The sequence below is a fragment of the Mesomycoplasma conjunctivae genome (assembly GCF_000026765.1).
Classification (GTDB): Bacteria; Bacillota_I; Bacilli_A; order Mycoplasmatales; family Metamycoplasmataceae; genus Mesomycoplasma; species Mesomycoplasma conjunctivae.
The window spans coordinates 24,573-44,746 of the sequence record NC_012806.1 but is presented as its reverse complement, the minus strand read 5'-3'; the positions used below and the strand labels follow the sequence as shown (position 1 = coordinate 44,746).

The following is a 20,174-nucleotide window of genomic DNA, read 5'->3' as shown; positions in this document are numbered from 1 at the left end:
CACGATTTTTGTATCGTGTTTTTTTATTATTTTCTTAAAATAAATTCAATTAAACTTTTTACCATTACACCAGTTGGGGTTCCGTTAACATCTGCAGTACCAGCAATATCTAAATGTAAAAAGGGTTTATTTTCAACAAATTCACTAATAAACATTGCAGCAGAAGAAGAACCACCTTTTCCTGAATAATCTGTATTTTTTAAATCCGCAACTTTAGAAGCACTAATTTGGACAGAAAAATCTTTGTGTAATGGCATTCTTCAAATAAGTTCACCAGCTTCTTTTGATGCTTCATTAAATGTTTTAAATAAAACATCATTATTAGAAAAAGCACCTGTGAATGTCTCACCCAAAGCGACTCTAATAGCACCTGTTAATGTAGCAATAGTTATAATTTCGGTTGCTTTTGCTTCACGAATTGCATAGGTAATAGCATCAGCTAAAATTAGTCTACCCTCAGCATCTGTATTGTTGACTTCAACTGTTTTTCCATTCATAGATTTTCAAACTGAATCTGGAGTGCTAGCATCTCCATTAACTCTATTATCAGTTATCGGTAAAACAGCAACAACATTTGCTATTGGATTAAATCTACTTATAGCATCAATAGCAGCGGCCGAAATAATAGCACCTGACATGTCATATTTCATACCCATCATGAAGGTTCCTGTTTTGATATTATAACCACCTGAATCAAAGGTGATACCTTTACCAACAAAAGCAGTTTTCTGTTCTGAACCTGGAGAACCTTCATACTCAATAACCACTAATCTTGGTTCATATGTTGAACCACGGTTTACTGAAAGTAATAAATTCATACCAAGAGCTTTAATTTCTTGCATACCTAAAACTTTAACAGTTAAATTTTTATTATCAGACAGTTTACTTTGGATTTCTTTTGCTAAAAATTCAGAGTTAGCTATGTTAGGAGGCATATTTTGATAAAATCTTGCATAATTAACAGCATTATTTAAAATTTGATGTTTGTCAATAATACCTTGTAATTTATGTAATTTACTAGTTACTACAGTAATAGATTTAAATTTTGATCTAGCCTTTTTAACATCAGATTTTAATGAAAAAATATCTGATCTAACAAAAGCTACTACTTCAATAAGATATCTTAAAAAGTTTGGATTAAATTTATCAAAATCAATTTGTATGTCTCTAGGTAATGTTGCAATTTTGTTTGCAATTTTTCTAAATAAATCTTTTGATGTATCTTTGTATTTTTCTTTATCACCTAAATAAATGTATGCTTTATTTTCACTTAAGTATTCAGTAATATGAAAGTCTTCTTTTATTAAAAGAGGTTTTTCAAAATCACTAAATGCTGGCTCTAAAATTAAAGTTTTGTCATCAAATTTAGTGCTATATTTTATAAAAACTTCTGAAAACTGTTCCATTTTTCTCTTTCCATAATATTAAAATACAAATTACTTTTGAAAAATTTTTATGTTACTATATTTTAATATTTTTAGCTTCTTTTTTGCTAGAATATTTTTTTTAATAAATAATTACAATATGTGCTTTATTATATCATATTAAAACGAAAAACATGCAAATTTGAACAAAATTAAGAATTCACACTTTTGAAAGTTGCTTCTAAATAATTTATATTTTTATTTTTTTGACTTCATTTTTTTTCATAGCCAGTTTGGATATTGGTTTGAGCAAAATAAGATTGTTGAATATCTATTGTTTCGTACAAAATTTTTCAACCATTTTCTGAAAGTGACTCTTTCGAAAATTCAAAAAATTGGTCATTGTCTGTTTTTAATCTTAACTTGCCATCTTTAGTTAATAATTGCTTATAAATCTCTAGATAATTTTTGTGTGTTAATCTTCTTTTTGCATGCTTTTTCTTGGGTCATGGATCGCTAAAAGTTAGTCAAATTTGGTCTACTTTACCATTAGAAATTTCTAAAATTTTTGTGATATCTTCAACTAAAATATAAAAATTTTGCAGTTTAAAGGTTTTAGCGAATTTAATAGCTTTAACCGCTGCTGAAGGAAATTTTTCTATACCTAAAAAATTTATATTTGGATTTTGATAAGCCATTTGAGTAAGCATTTCACCTTTGCCCATACCCACTTCAATAATTCAGTTTGTGTTTAAATTTATAGGTTTTTTAATTAGTAGACCAGATTTCTCTAATCTTTCTTTTGCATCAGGAATATTTTTTAATCTCATGTTTTTTATACTTTTCTTTTATAAAAAAACTCCATTATGGAGTTTTGTGTTTAGGACAATGAGCGCTGTGATTATTTCTTAGATCATAGTGTTCATCAATAATTCCAGCTTCAATTTCCTCAATAGTATAAGTTTTGTGATCAATGTGTTTTAAAACATTATCTTCAACAAATAATTCTTCATTTATTGCTCAGTCATTAATTTTAACAAGCTTTCCATCTTTTTGAAGACCTAAGAAAATCATTATTAATGAATAAGCATTTCAAAGTAAAGCAATTGCTAATAAAACAATACCAATAATGGTAATTGTTCTAACATCCTCTTCAATAATTAATTGAATTGGTGAAGTATGGTACATAACTTGACTAATAAAAATGGTTAAAATACCAACAACTGTAATTGTAAATCTAATAATAGCTTGGTAGTAACGCTCTAGATATCAAAGACCTGATCCAAAAAGTCCAAAAACTGCTTCTCTAAAAAAAGCATGATTTTGAAGTAATCCATCTTTTCTAACTTTATTTAACTTTGCCATATTTTCCTCTTTTAGCTTTTAAATATTATTATATTTTACCAAATATTTTATTTTTTAAAATCAATAAGTGTATAAGAAAAATTGTCTCCGCCTTGATTTTCTTCAAAAACAGATCTTTCGACTAAACTTACACTTGTTCCGGAGTTACTAGTTCGGTAATTTGTTTCTATGCGAACGTAATCTGCAAAAGGGAATTTAACTTTGTTATTATCAACAAAATTTGGATAAATTTTGATTCAAGGACTAAACTCAATATTTGCATTAACAAGTTCACTATTGTTAAAAGTTTTTTCAAGAGCAAACTCAAAAATATAGTTTTCTTTATTTAACAAGAAGATCCTATAATTATCTTTTGTAAATTTAGGATTATTACCGCCACTGGTGGTGTTTTGCTTAACAATAATTATATCTTTAAATTCATTGCTATTAGGTTGATAAAAACTTTCATTTAAAGCATTATCTTTAAGTAAATTATTATAATCCTCATTTAGTCTTTTAAACTGATCATTGGTGACAATACCTCTAATTCAAACAGTTGATTTGAGATTGTATAAAAGTCATAGTCAATTAAATTTGAATAAATTTTCATAGCTTTCTTTTGCTTTTGTGAACAAGATTGGTTGACTATTTCTTAATGTGTTGAACTCACTACTTCTGTTATTAATTGTGTTGAAAAAATTTAGATTATATTTTAAGTCCTCGATATATTTTTGAGAATTTATATTTCTAGCTTGATTAATTAGTTGCTTTTGGGTATCTTTATTTGGATAAACTAAATCTAACAATTGGGAAATCGCACTATTATTTAAAAAATGTTCAAAAGAATCTTTTTCACCTACAAATTGCCTGTAATCATGATGTAAAACAACGCTTGAGTCACTAGTTTGACAACTTACTAGAGCTATTGGCAAAAGCGCTGTAACTGAAGTTATTATTTTATGACTTAATTTCATTTTTTGACCTCAATATATTTTGTGTAGGTAGTCCATATCTAAATTTTTCAACAAAATCTTTTTCAAAATCATTGTAGCTTTCTTGATTATGGTGGAATAAAGCTTGGTGGAAAATTTGCGTTAAAATTTTAACAGAAATTTTATTTCTGGTTCTTGGAAAATGATAAATTAAAGGATTAAAAATGATTTTGGGTTCCTCAGTTGAAAAATCTACTCTAATATTTATTAAACTATTTTGTTTAGAAATATATAAATCCTTATAATTAACAGCCAAAATTGATGTATCACCTTCTTGAATACCATCTAGATTGTTGTTGGCATAAACATAGTCTTCTGGTTCTGTATCCAAACTAGCAACTTGGTTTTTAAATTCTGGACTGTGAGCAGCTATAATCTCGCCATTTTCATTTTTTTGATCAGGAAACAAAAACCAATTTTTGAATTGTAGTTTGAAGTCACCAATTCTTGTTAAAATAAAGTATCAATTATTAGAAACAAAATTATTGTATTCATCTAGTAAAGTCGAATCAGTTATAGGTTTTTTTCCTAAATTTTCATTAATTTTGTTTCATTGTTCTTCTAATTTTGAAATAGTTTCAGGATTTTTTTGATCATTTAAAAAATTAATTTTACCAGCATTATTATCTCTTCAAGCAAGTTCTAAAATATTGTTAATTATTTCTCTAGTTCTTCTTTCATCAGGAGTTTCTAGACTGTTTGTAACGTTTAAATCTGGGTCAATAAATTTTTTAAATTTATTATACTCAGGTGAGTTAAGTTCTTTATTTTTGAAAACTTTTGGCTCTATATCTGTCTTTAATTTGTTATCTTCAATTTCAATATCTGTGATGCTGAACTTGCTAAATTTAAACTTAGACTTATCTTGGAAATCAGCAATATCTGAAGTTATATCTGTGAAAAAACTTGACTTATTAATCCGTTGTTTTAAAAGTCTTGCATTAATAAGTTCATCCAAATTGGCAATATTTCTTTGTAACTCTTCTTTTTTTTGTTCAATTTGTTGTTCTAACTGTTCAATTTTTTCTTCATTTTCAGATTTAGGATTTTCACTAGTCTTAGTTTGTGATTCATCAATTACTTCTTGGAACAATGTTGATTGTAACCTAGATACAGAAGATTGATTTCTTGGTGCCAAACGTCTCCTGCTTTCTTCTAGTTGTTTTTCAATTTCTTGTTTTATTTCTTCCGGTTTTTTACTAGGATCTTTACTAATTTTATCATCGAAATTATCTTTATAAATTTCCAGTACTTCCTTTGCAGGATCATCTTCATCTTCAACACCGTAAAGAGATTTAGATTTTTCAACAAATTGATCAAAATCAGCTTTATTTGTAAAACCTAAAGCTTGCAAACTAGCTTCATCAGTGGTGCTTAAATTGTTAGGCTGAGTTGTTGGTGGTGGTGATGATGGTGGTAATGATGGTGGTGATGGTGGTGATGGTGGTGGTGGTGATGGTGGTAATGATGGTGATGGTGGTAATGATGGTGAAGATGGTGGGGTAGGAGTACTAGAATTATCTGAGTCAGAATTAGATGAACTGTCGTTTTGCAAATTGTCATCTTGCATTGATGAAATAAGTTCTTTAATAGAATTAATTTGTGATTCTAGCTCCTCTTTTTGATTTGCAAAATTATCTTTTAAATCATCTTTTGCATCATCTAATTTCTCTTGATAATATTTTTTTTCTTTCTCATCAATTCAGGACTCTAAATTATTAACAAATAAGAAAGGATCGTCTGGAGTCTGTTCCAAAACAAACATATTATAATCAAGTTGAAATTGAATTTTACCTTCATAATCAAAGGTAGTAAGGCGCATAAACTTATTTTTTTCAAAAATTAAATAATATGCTGTGTAATTTTTTAGGCGACTTTGATCCTTATCAATTTTAATAAAATTAAAGTTCTTATCTTTAATTTTTATCTCTCTATTAATACCCGGACTTAATTCAAATTTATCAGCCTTTTTATCAAAATTAGGATTATAAGGGTTGAAGCCAAAGCTAATTTTATCAATATTATTTAATAAAAATAATCAATTATTACTTAAATAATTCGAAATAGTTTTTACTGAATTAACTGTTGTGTCTGTATAAATTGTCGAAAGATTTGGTCTAAAATATGGTCTTGCAAATACCCAACTATACTTGAGTTCTGTTTTCACTTTGATAGGATCGATATTTAATTGTTCTAAAATATAGTCATTTTTAACATCTTGATATTTAAAAAAAACAGAATCAACAAAATTTTGATAACTTTTATTTGCAAGTAAACTACTATCAGATGATTTTTCTTCAGGATTATGAAAATTATAAACTAGTGTACATGACATTAGTGTTATTGGCAAACTTAACAAAGGTAAAAAAGCAAATTTAATTTTCTTATTCATTTGAGTGTTCTTCAACATTTAAATTTAAAATGTAATTTGAATACATTTTATTTAAATTATCTTCTTTTTTACCACAATAATAAATTTTACCTTTATTAATTAATGTTAAACTATCAATAATGTCATCCACTTCACTTAAATTATGAGTTGATAAAAAAACACTTTTACCTTCATCTCGTAGGAGTTTAATAATATTTAGAAACTCAAATCTTGATGAAGGATCTAAATTAGAAAAAGGCTCATCTAAAATAATTAAGCTTGGATTATGAATTAAAGATTGGATTAGCATAATTTTTCTTTTTTGACCTGAAGAAAAATTATAAGGTTTTAAATTAGCAAGATTTTCAATATCTAAAATTTTAAAATAATAGTCAATTCTCTCTTTTATTATATTTGAAGGCAAACCTGAAAGCAAAGACATTTCATATAAAAATTCATAACTAGTGATTTCACGAGGAAAAATACTGTGTTCTGGCACATAACCGATAAACTTTTTTCCTTCTGGAGTTTTATTAGAAAAACCATTAATGGTGATACTTCCTTCATAATTTTGATAAGCATCAACAATACATTTAATAGTGGTTGTTTTTCCAGCACCATTTTCACCTATAAAAGCATGAATATGTTTAGAAGGCACTTGAAAACTAGCATTTTCCACACCACTTGAGCTCTTAGGATAAATTTTGGTTAGATTTTTCACTTCTAAAACAATAGTTGATTCCATTATTTATAATCCTTTCTAGAATATAAATAGTAAAGAGAATAAAGTAAGGCAGCTGAAATAGCAATTCAAATTACTATAAAAGCAGATTTATTGACAACTTGATAACCAACTTTGATTTCAATAGCTTGACTAACTGGTTGAAAAACAAAGTTATTACTTGGGGTTAAATTAAATCTACTTATTACTTTATTATTTACAACTTGTTGCTGAGCTGAATAAGAAGAATAACCACCAATTTTATACTCTTGATTTTGAATTTTGATATCAAATTGTTGTGGATCATAACTTTGGCTTGCTGAATCTTTTAGCAAGGTATCAAGAATTGGAGATTCTGGTTTGTTAAAAAATAGTCAATAAATCAAGGAAACTGCTAAATAAAGCTTTCTTTGAGTATCGCTTTCTACTTTTTTAGTATCTATTTTTTTCTGTAGAACAGTTGAATTTTCATCTTCAATATTTAGTAAGTCTTGATCTTCAGAAATTGCAGATGAAATAATATCTAAAATTTGTTGGCGCTCACTATTTTTCTTGATTTTTCTATAAAAATCTTTTGCATAGCTATTAAATTTTGAAGATTCTAAAATTTCTTTTAAGTATTGTCATTTTAGTTTTCCTACTAAAAGGGAAGCACCACCAAAAGTTTGTTCATCTTGTGGTAATTGAGTATTAAAATCAGAGGCAAATTTGTGTGCATAAATTAATTCACGGTTGTCCAAATTATCAAAAATACTTTGATTTTTTAAAGCTCCTGGAATTAAAAAAGCCTTTAAATTTTCATTGATTTTATACTCTTTTAAACTTGGATTTGTTGATATTTCATAAGCGTTGGTTTTACTATCTAAATTATTATAAAAAATATAATTTTCTAAATATTTTTCTTGTTTACCAACAGAGGTAACTAAAGCATCATTGTCTTTATTTTCAAAGATATTTAAAAATTGATATGGTAATAAAAGGTATGATGCTGCTTGTCATCCTTGAGCGGAAGAAGAACTATTGTTTCAAGCCTGTTGAATATAATCAATTTGTCTTTTTGAAAAAGTTGGCTTGTCTACTTGTTTTGGAATGATGAAAAAATGATCTTTTTTATCATTTAAGAAGAACTTGTCAACATCAGCAATTGTTCCTGAATCATATTGATCATAAGGTAAGTTTAATATTTTTGCAAACCTATTTGGAGATGATGTTGAACTAAAAGCACTTATAGAACCTAATAAAATAAAAGGACTAAAGCTTACTAATGCAACAGAAAGTGAAATTTTTGAACTAAATTTTGAACCAATTAAACCAGTTATTGCTCCAAAAATTAAAAATGCAAAAAATGGAGAAAAGAAAGATCAAATATAAAAGGAAGAAACTTGACTTATGTTGTTAAAGTTAATTAAGAAGAACATTATTGATATAATGTAAAAAAAGATACTTCATACTAGTGAAACAAAAACTAAAAACATAATTTTTGTAGCTATAAAATACTTTCTAGAATACGGTTTTGTAAAGGCAACAATATCAATACTTTGTGAAGATAGGTCTTTAAAAATAACTAAAAACATGTATGAAGCAAGAATAATGGTAAGTGATAAATTGATGAGTAAATTAGTAAAAACAAATATACTAAATGATGTTGGTGTTGCATAAATTCTTGAAAGAATTCCAAGAATCAATGAAACTGTAAATGCAAAAACAGCAATAATATATATTGCTTTTTTCTTTATTGATAATTTTAGCAATAATTTAAAATAATAATTTTGCTTAAAATTTTTAATGATTTGGTTTTGCAAAGCAAACCTTTCTACATTTCTTATCTAAATTTGAATTCGAAATAACAAATAATTTTAATGTTTTTTAGCTAATTATAACATAAATAAGCTAATATGAAGGCGAAAAATAATAGTATAAATAAAAATTTAAAGTTAGTTAAACTTAGATATAAATGGATTTTGTCTATAAATTTATAGCTTTTTTTATTCAAAAATATCTTCTAAACGAGAATCAGGGTTTATATCTTTAATATTATCTCTATTTTTAATTTCATTATCTTTAAAAGCAGAATTATTAATTAAAATAGGAGAACTATCTTTGCCAAATTGAATTGCAGAAATTTTATTAGATTCAAAAGCTCCAGTGTTAATAGCGCGAATTTGCCTAGCATTAGTAAAATCTAATTTAGTAATTTTATTATTAAAGAAAGCTCCAGTATCAATAAAACTTAATTTAGAATCCTCAGAAAATTCTAAGGTTTCAATTTCATTATTAGCAAAGGCATTTTTACCTATTTTTGTAATAGAATTTGGTAAAATTAATTTTCTAATACTGTTGTTTGCAAAAGCAAAATCGCCAATTGATTTGAGATTGGTTGATCTAGAGAAGTCTAAATTAACAATTTTTTGTCCAGGCTGACTTCCTAAAACGTTTACATCTACTTCAAAAGCACGGTCTTCAATTTCTTCTAAAGTAGAAGGAAAAATAATGCTATCTAAATAATAAATAGTTGTTATTGTGCTTGTAGGTGTTTGAGATTTGTCTTTGTTTTCTTTGTTGTCTGTTAAATTTGCAGTTTGAAAATATTGTCTTGCTGCTAAATTATAAAAAGCAGATTTGTCAATTTTTTTCAAAGTAGTAGTTGATAAATCTAGTGTAAAAGTTCGATTTTCATTATTTATTTTAATTAAATTAGAATTTGATAGCAAATCTTGTGCTTGTGTATTTTTAGCACCACAAGATACTGCTAAAATTGGTGTTGCTATCAAAGTTAAAGGTAAAAGTAATTTTTTAATTTTTTTCATATTTTATAAAATTCTACAACATTGTCAAAAATAAAATAAAATATTCTATATTAAAAGAGGTAAAAATGTTTAAATTAGTTTCAAAATATGCGCCAAGTGGTGACCAACCAAAAGCAATTTCTAGCCTTGTAAATGGAATAAAAAACAACAAAGAAAACCAAGTTTTATTAGGAGTCACTGGTTCAGGAAAAACATTTACTATGGCAAATGTGATTTCACAAATCAACCGTCCTGTTTTAGTACTATCACATAATAAAACACTAGCTTCACAACTTTATTCCGAATTTAAAGAGTTTTTCCCTGAAAACCGTGTTGAATATTTTGTCTCTAACTTTGATTTTTACCGACCTGAAGCTTACCTACCAGGAAAAGACATTTATGTTGATAAAACAAGTAAAACTAATATGGATTTAGAAGCTATGCGAATGTCAGCACTAAACGCTCTTTCAATGCGAAATGATACAATTGTAGTCTCATCAGTGGCTGCTATTTATGGAGCTCTAAACCCTACTGAATATAAAGAAGGTTTTCTTAATATTGAAGCTAATCAAAAAATTAAGATTCAAAATTTAGCCATTAATTTAGTAAAAATTGGTTATCAAAGAAATAATATCGATTTAAAACCGGGCAACTTTAGTATCAAAGGTGACATTCTCGAACTAGCACCTGCTTGAGATGACTCTTTTAATATAAGAATTAGTTTTTTTGGTGACCTAATTGAAAGTATTGACACAATTCATCCTATAGAAAAGAAGCTTTTTCGTTCTTTTCATGCCTATACTATTTATCCGGCAAGTGCTTATACAGTAAAAAGAGATACTATTACTCAAGCTATTAAAACTATTGAAATTGAACTTGAATATAGACTAAAATACTTTGAAAATGAAGGGAAACTAGTAGAAAAACAAAGACTTGAAGAAAGAGTAAATAATGATATTGATTCTTTAAGAGAGTTTGGATTTTGTTCAGGGATTGAAAATTATGCTCGTCATATTGATGGTCGCCAAGAAGGTGAAAAACCTTATACATTATTAGATTATTTACCAAAAGATGCCTTGATTTTTATAGATGAATCCCACATTATGGTACCACAATTAAATGGAATGTACGAAGGTGATCGATCACGAAAAACTAATTTAGTAGATTATGGTTTTAGATTACCTTCAGCTCTTGACAATAGACCTTTAAAATTCAAGGAATTTGAAAAATATGAGCAGCAAAAAATATTTGTCTCAGCAACTCCAGGACAATATGAATTAGACCTAGTTGATGGCGAAGTAATACCGCAAATTATACGTCCAACAGGACTTTTAGACCCCATTATTGAGGTAGTTGACAAAACTAATCAAATGGAAAAGATTTATAACTATCTTCAGCAGCAAAAAGCAAAAGATGAAAGAAGTCTTATTTTAACTACAACTAAAAGATTAAGTGAAGAAATTAGTAAATATTTACAAGAAGAAAAGAAGCAAAAAGTCTACTATATTCACTCAGATTTTACAACTTTTGAAAGAGACGAAATTCTTATCAAATTAAGAAAAGGTGTTTATGATGCAGTTATAGGGATTAATTTATTAAGAGAAGGGGTGGATTTACCTGAAGTTTCTTTAATATTAGTTTTAGATGCAGATCATGAGTCCTTTTTTAGATCTAGATCTTCCTTAATTCAAATTGCAGGTCGAGCTGCAAGAAATGACCATGGAAAAGTTATTTTCTTTGCTGATAAAATTAGCCGGAGTATGAAAGAAGTTATCGAAGATAACAAAAATAAAAGAGAAATACAAATAAAATATAATATCGAAAATAACATTACACCTAAAACTATTATCAAGCCAATTCCACAAAGATTGAATCCTAAAACTGAAATGAGTATATCTCGAATTATAAAAAAAGATAAAGGTAACAAAAAAGAAATAAAATCACATATTGAAGATTTAAGAAATGAAATGAAAAAAGCTGCAGCAAATCACAATTTCGAACTAGCAATCGAAATTAGGGATCTAATTGCAGAATTGGAGCAAAAAATCTAATTATGGATGTTTATTTTGAACAATTTGTAAGTTTTTATTTAGATAAAATATCTATAGAAAAATGTAAGTATAAAAATCTTAGAATCATTAGCTCGCCAGAGTATAAAAATGAAATTGAAATTATTGCTTACATTCTTAAAAAGAGGAATATTAATCTTTATTTCGAAGAAACAGAGATAAAAAATTTAAGTTATTGTGATCTCTTAAATTTCAAAAAGTGTTCAAAAAGTCTTCAAAAACAAAGTTTTTTTACAGATTTAGTTCAAGAATTTGAATTAACACAACAAAAATATGAACAAATATTTTTGACTACAACAGACACAGTTGTCGGTATTGGTACTTTTGTAAATAATTCTAATTTGGAACTACTTTACTCAATAAAAAATAGAGAAAAAAATAAAAAAATTATTATTTTATTAGGTAATATAGAGCAAGCTAATTCCTTTGTAGATCAAGAGGTTTTTCCCAAACTCTATTATAGTGCAGATAAATATTGACCAGGCAACACAACTCTTCTTCTTAAATCTAAGAACAATAATGGAAAAATTGGTTTAAGAATTCCTAAGCAAGATGAATTAATTAAATTGCTTAATAATAAAGGACCTGCTTATGTAACTAGTGCTAATATTAGTGGTAAACAACCTTTAAATATTCAAGATGCTATAAAAGTATTTTGACAAGTAAAAAATATTTATAATTTTGGTGAAGGTAGTGGAATACCATCAACTATTATTAATTTTGAAGACAAAAGTATAATTAGAAAATAAAAATCACCAATATCTTTTGGTGATTTTTTTGGTCTATAAATAGATATGGTGGGAACGAATGGGATCGAACCATCGACCTCACGATTATCAGTCGTGTGCTCTAACCATCTGAGCTACGCTCCCATGTTAATAATATAACAAACGTTATATTATTATATCATAATTACATTGGTATGTAAAGAAAAAATTAACGTTTTGAAAATTGTCTTGCTCTTCTCGCTTTTCTCAATCCAAATTTCTTTCTTTCTTTAACACGTGCATCACGAGTTAACATCCCATTAGTTTTTAGATCAGGACGATAATCTGATGACACTTTTAATAAAGCACGAGCAATTCCTAATCTAATAGCACCGGCTTGACCAGAAATTCCTCCACCTCTTGCATTAACTCTAATATCAAATTCAGATGCTGTTTTAGTTATATCAAAAGGTTGAAGAGCATCTTGAATTAGAATATCTGATTTTAAATATTCTTTGGCTGAACGTTTATTAATTTTAAAATCACCTTTTCCTGGTGTAATTATAACTCTAGCTACTGATGATTTTCTTCTACCAACTGCTTGAAAAATTAACTTTTTATCCATTATTTACTCACCTCTAATTTTTCTGGTTGCTGAGCTTCATGTTTGTGATTTGGACCTGCATAAACATAAAGATTTTTTCTTTGTTTATCACCTAACTTTGTGTGTGGTAACATACCAAAAATAGCTCTTTCTAAAAGTGCTATTGGTTTTTTAGCTCTTAAAACTCTAGCAGATCTAGCTTTAAGTCCACCTGGGTAACCAGAGTGATTGTAATAAATTTTCTTATCTTCTTTTTGTGCAGTAAGAACTACTTTATCAGCATTAATAATGATAATATTGTCTCCCATATCAACATTTGGTGTAAATAAAGGACTAGTTTTTCCTCTTAGATGTGAGGCAGCAAGAGTTGCAACTTTACCTAAAATTTGATTTTCGGCATCAATGATGTATCATTTTTTTTGCACTTCTTTATGCTTAACAATCGTAGTTTGTCTCATTGTTTGATCCTTTTTTTATTTTTTATTTAATATGATTATAGTGTTATGCACTAATTAAAAATAATGTAACAGGTGAGTTTTTAAGTATATAAATTATACAACAATTTTTAAAAATAAAAACATTTTTAGTATTTTTAAAAAATTAAGACTTAAAAACAAAGCTAAAATGATTTTTGATACAAAAATTCAAAAATTTCATTATATAAATCTAAAGAAATTTGCTGTGGTCGAACATTAAAATCTAGTTTAAAAAGACTATAAATCTGTTTTATTTTATCTCTTTCTATAAAAGTTAAAAAGTTGTTAAAAAGTGTTTTTCTTTTCATTGCAAAGCTTTTTTTAACAAAATTTAAAAAGTTGTTAAATTTTTCTTGATCTATGTTTTCTTTTACTCTAAAAACAACAACTGCTGAATTTACGCTCGGCTGAGGTATAAAAGCAGAAGGGGGGATTTTCAAAATTTTTTCAACATTTGCAATATATTGACAAGATAATGACAATTTAGAATAATCTTTGGTATTAACTTTAGCTACAATTCGATCAGCCACCTCGTCTTGAACCATGATGACTATTTCACTAAATTTATTAATGTGAGATAAAATCTTAAAAATTATATTTGAAGTAATATAGTATGGTAGGTTTGCTAAAACAATTTGTTTAGTAGAAAAAAAATCTAAATTGGTGTCTAGGAAATCCTCATTTATTATTTCAACCGGTGAGCTAGAAAACTTTTTTTTTAAATTCTCTATTAAATCAGCATCTATTTCATAAGCTCTTAAAAAAGAACATTTTTTTACAATTTCTTGCGTAAGTGCGCCGCCTCCTGGGCCTATTTCGATGACTTCCTTGTTTGTAATATCAACACTATTAACAATTTTTTTTACAATATTTTCATCTTTAAGAAAATTTTGCCCATACTTTTTTTTAAAAACAAATTTAGACATTTCTATTTTATTTCCTTAATCTTATTATCTATTTTAAATATAGTAGCAAAATTTTCTTCAATAATTTTTATTAATTTTGTTATTGTTATATTTTTAATTCTAGCTATATTTTTATACACTCATTGCACTTCTGAAGAACTATTTGGTCATAAAGATCTATTAGGTTCTGGTGATAAATAAGGTGCATCTGTTTCTGTCAAAATTTTAGTAAAAGGGATATCTTGAATAATTTTTCTTAATTCATAACTTTTTTTAAAAGTAATTACTCCTGAAAATGAAAAAAAACAGTTTGGCTTTTTAACAATTTGTTGATAGATTTCAAAAGTTGTTGAAAAATTATGGAAAATAAAGTTAATTTTAGGATACTGATCAATAATATCTTGAATTTGCCTGATAGCTTTAGGTTGGCTATTATCTCTAATGTGCAACATAATTGCAAGATTGTACTTCTCAGCAATTTTAATTTGTTCTAAAAGTGATCTTAATTGTATATATTCGCTAGGATTATTTTCATAAAAATAATCTAGACCTATTTCACCAATGCCTAATGTTTTTTCATCTACATATTTTTCTAGTGCAGAATAATCTTCATTTTCTTTAACTACATTAGGGTGTATACCTATAATTTTATACACATTTTTGTATTTTTTAACTAATTTATCAATTTCTACAACGTCATCTCAGCTTGTGCCAACTAGAATCATTTGAGATATATTTTTTGTTAGATTTTTTTCAATTTCAAGCTCAGAATTATTGTAATATTCAGCAAAGGGATGTGTATGAACATCTATAAATTTATAGGGTTTATGTGGTTTTAAACTTCATTTTTGATTAGCTATTAATTGAAAACCTAGCTCTTCTAAAATATCATTATTTAGATTTGGAAGATTGAATCATATTTGGTAATTTTTAATTTCATCAAAGTTATCTAAAATGAAATCTCTTATAAATTCTAATATTATTCAGTTTCATTTTTTATCTAATTTATCATGTAAAAAAACAAGCTCAATATTTAAAAGATTATTTTCTTGAGCTATTCAAAAATAAGAACCAATTTCTTCAAAATCATTATCTGTATCTACAAGTAAAAAATCAAAAAAATTGGCTAAATTATTTAAATTATGATTGATAATAATCTGAGATTTCTTAATTTGAAAAATCTCCATTAATTTAGGTTTATTAGCAAAAGTTGTCTTGATTTTTTCGTAATATTTTGCTCTAGGTGTTTCAAACTGCCAATTCATATTTATACTTTTCCTATTTTTATTATAAAATTATATATTTAAAGAAATATATAAAGAGAAGAAAAATATGCTTTTATCTAAAAAAAATAATTTCGTACTTTTTGGAATGAAAAATTCCATAAAACTAGCTCAAAAAATTTCAAAAAAAACTGGAATTCCTTTATCTGAGATTGAAAGAACGCAATTTGCTGATGGCGAAGTAATGCTAAAATCAAAAGAAACAATTAGAAATTCAACAGTTTTCGTAATTGCTAATACATCCAAACCTGTTAATGATAATATAATGGAGTTATTAATTTTTATTGATTCCCTAAAACGTGGTTACGCAAGAGATATTATTGTGGTTTTATCTTATTATGGCTACGCAAGACAAGATAGAAAATCATCAGGTAGACAACCTATTACAGCAAGATTAATTGCTAATTTGCTTGAAAATGCTGGTGTGACAAAAGTTGTTTTAGTAGATATTCACAATCCAAGTATTCAAGGTTTTTTTAATATTTCAGTTGATGAAATCCATGGTCAATATATTTTAGCGCAAGAATTAATAAACAGAAATAAAGAATTTGTTGTAGTTTCTCCAGATCATGGTGGGGCTGTTAGGGCAAGAGTGCTAGCTGAAATCCTTGGCCCAAATACTCAAGTTGCTATCATTGATAAAAGAAGAACCGGTGCAAATCAAGTTGAGGTGTTAGGTTTAATTGGTGATGTCAAAAACAAAGATTGTATTATTATTGATGACATTATTGATACAGGAGGTACTATTTTAAAAGCCGCTGAAAATCTTAAAAAATATGGTGCAAAAAGCGTAATAGTTGCAGCTACTCATGGGGTATTTAGTGTTGGTTTTGATAAATTTGAAGAAAGTAAAAATGTTGACCAAGTCATCATTACAGATTCAATAGATAATCAATATCTAGTGGAAAATTTTTCTAAATTATTGGTAACATCACTCGATGATTTTTTATCTCAGGTAATTATGGCGTGCATTGATTCAACATCAATTACTAATATTTATGAGAAGATTAAAGAGCGATTTAAAAATGCTAAATTCGATTAAGCAAGAAATAAAATTACTAGTAGGTGAGACAAGTTTTTCTCAACTCGAAAGATATGTAAATCTTATTGAAGAAAAAAACAAAGTTATGAATCTAACTGGCTTTAGTGGTGAAAAGTTATGAAAAGAAGGTATTCTTGAATCCATTTTAACCTTAAATTTTGTTCAAAAATGAACAAAAAAGAAGGAAAACTTCTCCCTAGTCGACATTGGTTCAGGAGTTGGTTTTCCTTCAATTCCTTATTTAATTTTTAATCCAAATATTGATTTAACAATTGTCGAATCTTTACAAAAAAGGTGTGATTTTTTAAAATTAGTTGCTAATGAACTAGGTTTAAAATTTAATTTAGTATGCGATAGAATGGAAAATGTTGATCAAAAGTTTGATATCTTAACAGCCCGAGCAGTATCTAGTTTAGATAAGTTGATAAAATTAACTAAAAAAAATTTAACATCTTCTTCAATAGTAGCTTTTATTAAAGGGCCAAAAATTTTTGATGAAATCAAAGCTGTTGAAAAAGAAAATTTTATTATAGAAAAAGTAAATGAAATTGAGTCTAAAAATGTTTATGTGGTTTTTAACAAAAAACCACTAATTTAAAGTTTAAATATTGATTGGACCAGTAAAACGTTGATCTCAATTTTCAATATATTTAATATTGTATTCTTTACAATATTTTTTGGCTATTTGATCTCAAGTAGTAAAATCAAGTTGCATTAACATACCATAATTTGGCAAGGTAGTATTTGCACAAACAATTAAATAGTGTACAAAAGCATGTTCCTCTCAGGTTAGAATAATTGAAAGCCCATTTTCATATTTTTCTTTGTTAGCTTGCAAAATAGCACCTGAAATAGATATTTCTTCAATATGATGACGTTGATAAAATCAAACATTTGTTTTTAAGAATTTGTCTTTGACAATAAAATTTTTATAATATTTTCCAATTTTTAAATTTTTATATTTATCACTAGGTCGATTTTGCTTAACTAGTTTTTCAATAAAGTAGAAATATTGTTCAATAAAATATTCTTGATCTGGATAATCTTTCATATTTGCTATATCAAATAGTTCAAGCATGGCACACCTCTTGTAATCATTATTAATATTTAATTTTACTATTTTTTTGAAAGTTACAAAAAAATAGTAAAATTCATAAAAAAAAGCTCTTTAAATAAAGAGCTTTTTTGTTGTTTTGTGTTTATTTTTATAGACTTTTTTAAAAATTTATTATTAAATTAAACCAAATAATCCAATGATTACTCCGCCTAAACTAGGAGCAACAACTGGTAGTCAACCATAAGTAAAGTTAGCACCAACATGATCAGATTGTCTTGATTTTAAAATGAATTTTTCAGTTACATAGTAAACTAATCTAGGTCCTAAATCACGAGCTGGATTAATTGCATAACCTGTTGAAGAACCAAGTGACATCCCGATTGCCATAACTAAAAAAGTCACAGGAAGAGGACCTAAAAATGCTAGACCTTCTTTATTGCTTCCTTTACCAAAGGCTAAAATTATACCAAGTAAAGCTAAGGTTCCAACTAATTCGTATGAGAAATTAAAAATTGTTGTTTTTCCTTCATTTTTATACGCAGGTGAGGTAGAGTGACATGATCTAACAACAGCTAAATCAGTATCTTGAATGTGTTTAAAGTTAATAAAGTTTAAAATTATTTGACCTGCAATTGCTCCTAAAAATTGGAAAGGAATATAAGCCAAAATAGAGGCATCTTTTCCCGAAATAGAAGCATAAATAGAAACTGCTGGATTTAAGTGTGCAGGACCACCAAGAGCTTGAGCAACAATTACTCCTAATAAAACAGCAAAACCTCAAGCTAGGGCAATGACAATTCATTTTCCTGGCTGATTGGCAAACATTTTAGTGGCTGAGACACTGTAGTTGACACCATTTCCAAAAAGAATTAAAAACAATGTTCCAAGAAATTCAGATAATAAAAGTATACTTTCCATATTATTCAATATCCTTTGTTCAGTTTAGAGTTTTGCTAACTGCGGTGTCTCAACCTTTGACAAGTTTGTCAACTGTTGATTTATCAAGTTGAGGTTTGAAAACTCTGTCTGGAATGTAAAGTTGTTTAATTTCCTCAATGTTTTTTCAAAATCCAACACTTAGACCTGCTAGATATGAAGCTCCAAGTGCGGTAGTTTCAATGTTTTTAGGCCTTCAAACTTCGACATTAGAAATTGAAGATTGGAATTGCATTAAGTAGTTAGAATTTGAAGCTCCACCATCAACTTTGAGGGCAATAATAGGTTTGTTTAAATCTTTTTCCATTGCTTTAATTAAGTCGTTTGATTGGTAAGCTATGGAGTCCAAAGTTGCTTTAATAATGTGTTCACGTTTAGTTCCTCTTTCAAGTCCGAAGATAGCTCCACGTGAGTATGAATCTCAGTAAGGTGCACCAAGTCCTGTAAAAGAAGGTACTAAATAAACTCTTTGATCATCTTTAACTAATGAGGCAAAAAAGTCTGATTCTGCTGCATTATAAATAATTTTAATTGAATCACGAAGTCATTGGATAGCAGCTCCTGCGATAAAAACAGAACCTTCGAGTGCATAAATAACTGGTTGATTTTTAATTTTTCAAGCAATGGTTGTTAATAATTTATTTTTACTTTTAACTGCTTGTTCACCTGTGTTTACCAAAGTAAAACATCCAGTTCCATAGGTATTTTTAACCATTCCTACTTCTGTACATAGTTGTCCAAATAATGCTGATTGTTGGTCACCAGCAACTCCTGAAATTGGAACGTATGTTTGAGAATTTTTTGATCAAAATTCGGGTTCTACTTTTCCAAAATCATCAGCTGAAGATTTAACTTCTGGCAATATTTCTCTTGGAATTTCAAGTAGATCTAAAATTTCTTGATCTCAGTCAAGGGTGTGAATGTTAAATAACATTGTTCTTGAGGCGTTGGAGACATCAGTTGCATGAACTTTTCCATTTGTTAATTTTCAAATTAGTCAAGTATCAATTGTTCCCGCTAGTAATCTGCCTTGAGCAAGTTTTTCTTTTGCAAGTTCAACATTTTGTAAAATTCAACGAATTTTAGTTGCACTAAAATAAGGGTTAATAATAAGTCCGGTTTTTGAATTAATCTTATCAGATCAGCCCTGTTCAATTAATTCTTGACAAAATTGTGCAGTTCGGCGATCTTGTCAAACAATAGCGTTATAAACAGGAAGTCCAGTTAATTTATCTCATAAAACAATTGTCTCTCTTTGGTTAGTGATTCCTAAACCGGCAATATTGTGAGATTTAATTTTAGCTTTACTTTTAACTGTTTGCATAGTTGAAAGCTGAGTATTTCATATTTCTAGTGGGTTGTGTTCTACTCACCCTGATTGTGGAAATATTTGACCAAATTCAGCCTGACTTGTTGCAACTACTTCACCTTTATGATCAACAATTAAACTACGGCAAGATGTAGTTCCTGAATCAAGGGTAATAATGTATTTATCGTTCATTTTTATAGCCTCCTCT

19 protein-coding genes and 1 tRNA gene are annotated in these 20,174 nt (G+C 27.6%); 4 read left to right on the top strand and 16 right to left on the bottom strand.

Translation table 4 applies throughout. The annotated features are described in order from the left end of the window. Positions 1-26: 26 nt before the first annotated feature. The 8 genes from MCJ_RS00195 to MCJ_RS00155 form a co-directional block, all read right to left on the bottom strand. Positions 27-1,406 (bottom strand): M17 family metallopeptidase, encoded by a 1,380-nt coding sequence (locus tag MCJ_RS00195; protein WP_012751256.1) that lies wholly within the window; start codon positions 1,404-1,406, stop codon positions 27-29. A 170-nt stretch (positions 1,407-1,576) separates the two neighbouring features. Beyond that, complete coding sequence (gene trmB, locus MCJ_RS00190; protein ID WP_012751255.1) at positions 1,577-2,194, bottom strand: tRNA (guanosine(46)-N7)-methyltransferase TrmB; 618 nt, start codon at positions 2,192-2,194, stop codon at positions 1,577-1,579. 34 nt (positions 2,195-2,228) lie between these two features. Further along, positions 2,229-2,729: a hypothetical protein gene (locus MCJ_RS00185; RefSeq protein ID WP_012751254.1), complete on the bottom strand. Its 501-nt coding sequence runs from the start codon at positions 2,727-2,729 to the stop codon at positions 2,229-2,231. A 47-nt stretch (positions 2,730-2,776) separates the two neighbouring features. Then, a complete protein-coding gene (locus MCJ_RS00180; RefSeq protein ID WP_012751253.1) occupies positions 2,777-3,682 on the bottom strand; it encodes an aromatic motif membrane protein in 906 nt (301 codons plus the stop codon). Then, the gene (locus MCJ_RS03725; RefSeq protein WP_012751252.1) at positions 3,666-6,092 is read right to left on the bottom strand and encodes an aromatic motif membrane protein; all 2,427 of its coding nucleotides are present in this window, start codon (positions 6,090-6,092) and stop codon (positions 3,666-3,668) included. The genes MCJ_RS00180 and MCJ_RS03725 overlap by 17 nt, the downstream gene beginning before the upstream one ends. Beyond that, complete coding sequence (locus tag MCJ_RS00165) at positions 6,085-6,816, bottom strand: ABC transporter ATP-binding protein (protein ID WP_012751251.1); 732 nt, start codon at positions 6,814-6,816, stop codon at positions 6,085-6,087. Before MCJ_RS00165 ends, MCJ_RS03725 begins: the two co-directional genes overlap by 8 nt. Continuing rightward, the gene (locus MCJ_RS00160) at positions 6,816-8,594 is read right to left on the bottom strand and encodes an ABC transporter permease (RefSeq protein WP_012751250.1); all 1,779 of its coding nucleotides are present in this window, start codon (positions 8,592-8,594) and stop codon (positions 6,816-6,818) included. Before MCJ_RS00160 ends, MCJ_RS00165 begins: the two co-directional genes overlap by 1 nt. A 183-nt stretch (positions 8,595-8,777) precedes the next feature. Then, the gene (locus MCJ_RS00155; protein WP_012751249.1) at positions 8,778-9,599 is read right to left on the bottom strand and encodes a leucine-rich repeat domain-containing protein; all 822 of its coding nucleotides are present in this window, start codon (positions 9,597-9,599) and stop codon (positions 8,778-8,780) included. Positions 9,600-9,664: 65 nt separating this feature from the next. Here MCJ_RS00155 and uvrB point away from each other — a divergent pair, with 65 nt between their 5' ends. Continuing rightward, complete coding sequence (gene uvrB, locus MCJ_RS00150) at positions 9,665-11,629, top strand: excinuclease ABC subunit UvrB (RefSeq protein ID WP_012751248.1); 1,965 nt, start codon at positions 9,665-9,667, stop codon at positions 11,627-11,629. A gap of 2 nt (positions 11,630-11,631) precedes the next feature. After that, positions 11,632-12,396 carry a Sua5/YciO/YrdC/YwlC family protein gene (locus tag MCJ_RS03655; RefSeq protein ID WP_012751247.1) on the top strand — a complete coding sequence of 255 codons (765 nt, stop codon included), beginning with the start codon at positions 11,632-11,634 and terminating at the stop codon, positions 12,394-12,396. Positions 12,397-12,442: 46 nt separating this feature from the next. Here MCJ_RS03655 and MCJ_RS00140 read toward each other — a convergent pair. The 5 genes from MCJ_RS00140 to MCJ_RS00120 all read right to left on the bottom strand — a co-directional run bounded on the left by MCJ_RS00140 (position 12,443) and on the right by MCJ_RS00120 (position 15,604). Then, positions 12,443-12,519, bottom strand: a tRNA-Ile gene (locus tag MCJ_RS00140). Positions 12,520-12,583: 64 nt separating this feature from the next. Further along, positions 12,584-12,979, bottom strand: a complete 396-nt coding sequence (gene rpsI, locus MCJ_RS00135; RefSeq protein ID WP_012751246.1) for a 30S ribosomal protein S9 — start codon at positions 12,977-12,979, stop codon at positions 12,584-12,586. After that, positions 12,979-13,416: a 50S ribosomal protein L13 gene (rplM, locus tag MCJ_RS00130; RefSeq protein ID WP_041594460.1), complete on the bottom strand. Its 438-nt coding sequence runs from the start codon at positions 13,414-13,416 to the stop codon at positions 12,979-12,981. Before rplM ends, rpsI begins: the two co-directional genes overlap by 1 nt. A gap of 161 nt (positions 13,417-13,577) precedes the next feature. Further along, a complete protein-coding gene (rsmA, locus tag MCJ_RS00125; protein ID WP_012751244.1) occupies positions 13,578-14,360 on the bottom strand; it encodes a 16S rRNA (adenine(1518)-N(6)/adenine(1519)-N(6))-dimethyltransferase RsmA in 783 nt (260 codons plus the stop codon). A 2-nt stretch (positions 14,361-14,362) separates the two neighbouring features. Continuing rightward, complete coding sequence (locus MCJ_RS00120; protein WP_012751243.1) at positions 14,363-15,604, bottom strand: TatD family hydrolase; 1,242 nt, start codon at positions 15,602-15,604, stop codon at positions 14,363-14,365. A gap of 67 nt (positions 15,605-15,671) precedes the next feature. On the opposite strand from MCJ_RS00120, the gene MCJ_RS00115 reads away from it, so the two are divergent. Together MCJ_RS00115 and rsmG are read left to right on the top strand one after the other, a co-directional pair. Further along, a complete protein-coding gene (locus MCJ_RS00115; RefSeq protein ID WP_041594459.1) occupies positions 15,672-16,664 on the top strand; it encodes a ribose-phosphate pyrophosphokinase in 993 nt (330 codons plus the stop codon). After that, the gene (gene rsmG / locus MCJ_RS00110) at positions 16,648-17,262 is read left to right on the top strand and encodes a 16S rRNA (guanine(527)-N(7))-methyltransferase RsmG (protein ID WP_012751241.1); all 615 of its coding nucleotides are present in this window, start codon (positions 16,648-16,650) and stop codon (positions 17,260-17,262) included. The genes MCJ_RS00115 and rsmG overlap by 17 nt, the downstream gene beginning before the upstream one ends. 3 nt (positions 17,263-17,265) lie before the next feature. Here rsmG and MCJ_RS00105 read toward each other — a convergent pair whose 3' ends face one another. From MCJ_RS00105 to glpK, 3 genes are all read right to left on the bottom strand, one after another. Next, positions 17,266-17,742, bottom strand: a complete 477-nt coding sequence (locus MCJ_RS00105; RefSeq protein ID WP_012751240.1) for a hypothetical protein — start codon at positions 17,740-17,742, stop codon at positions 17,266-17,268. A gap of 153 nt (positions 17,743-17,895) precedes the next feature. After that, positions 17,896-18,639, bottom strand: a complete 744-nt coding sequence (locus MCJ_RS00100; protein WP_012751239.1) for an MIP/aquaporin family protein — start codon at positions 18,637-18,639, stop codon at positions 17,896-17,898. 1 nt (position 18,640) lies between these two features. Further along, the gene (gene glpK, locus MCJ_RS00095; protein ID WP_012751238.1) at positions 18,641-20,158 is read right to left on the bottom strand and encodes a glycerol kinase GlpK; all 1,518 of its coding nucleotides are present in this window, start codon (positions 20,156-20,158) and stop codon (positions 18,641-18,643) included. Positions 20,159-20,174: the final 16 nt, after the last annotated feature.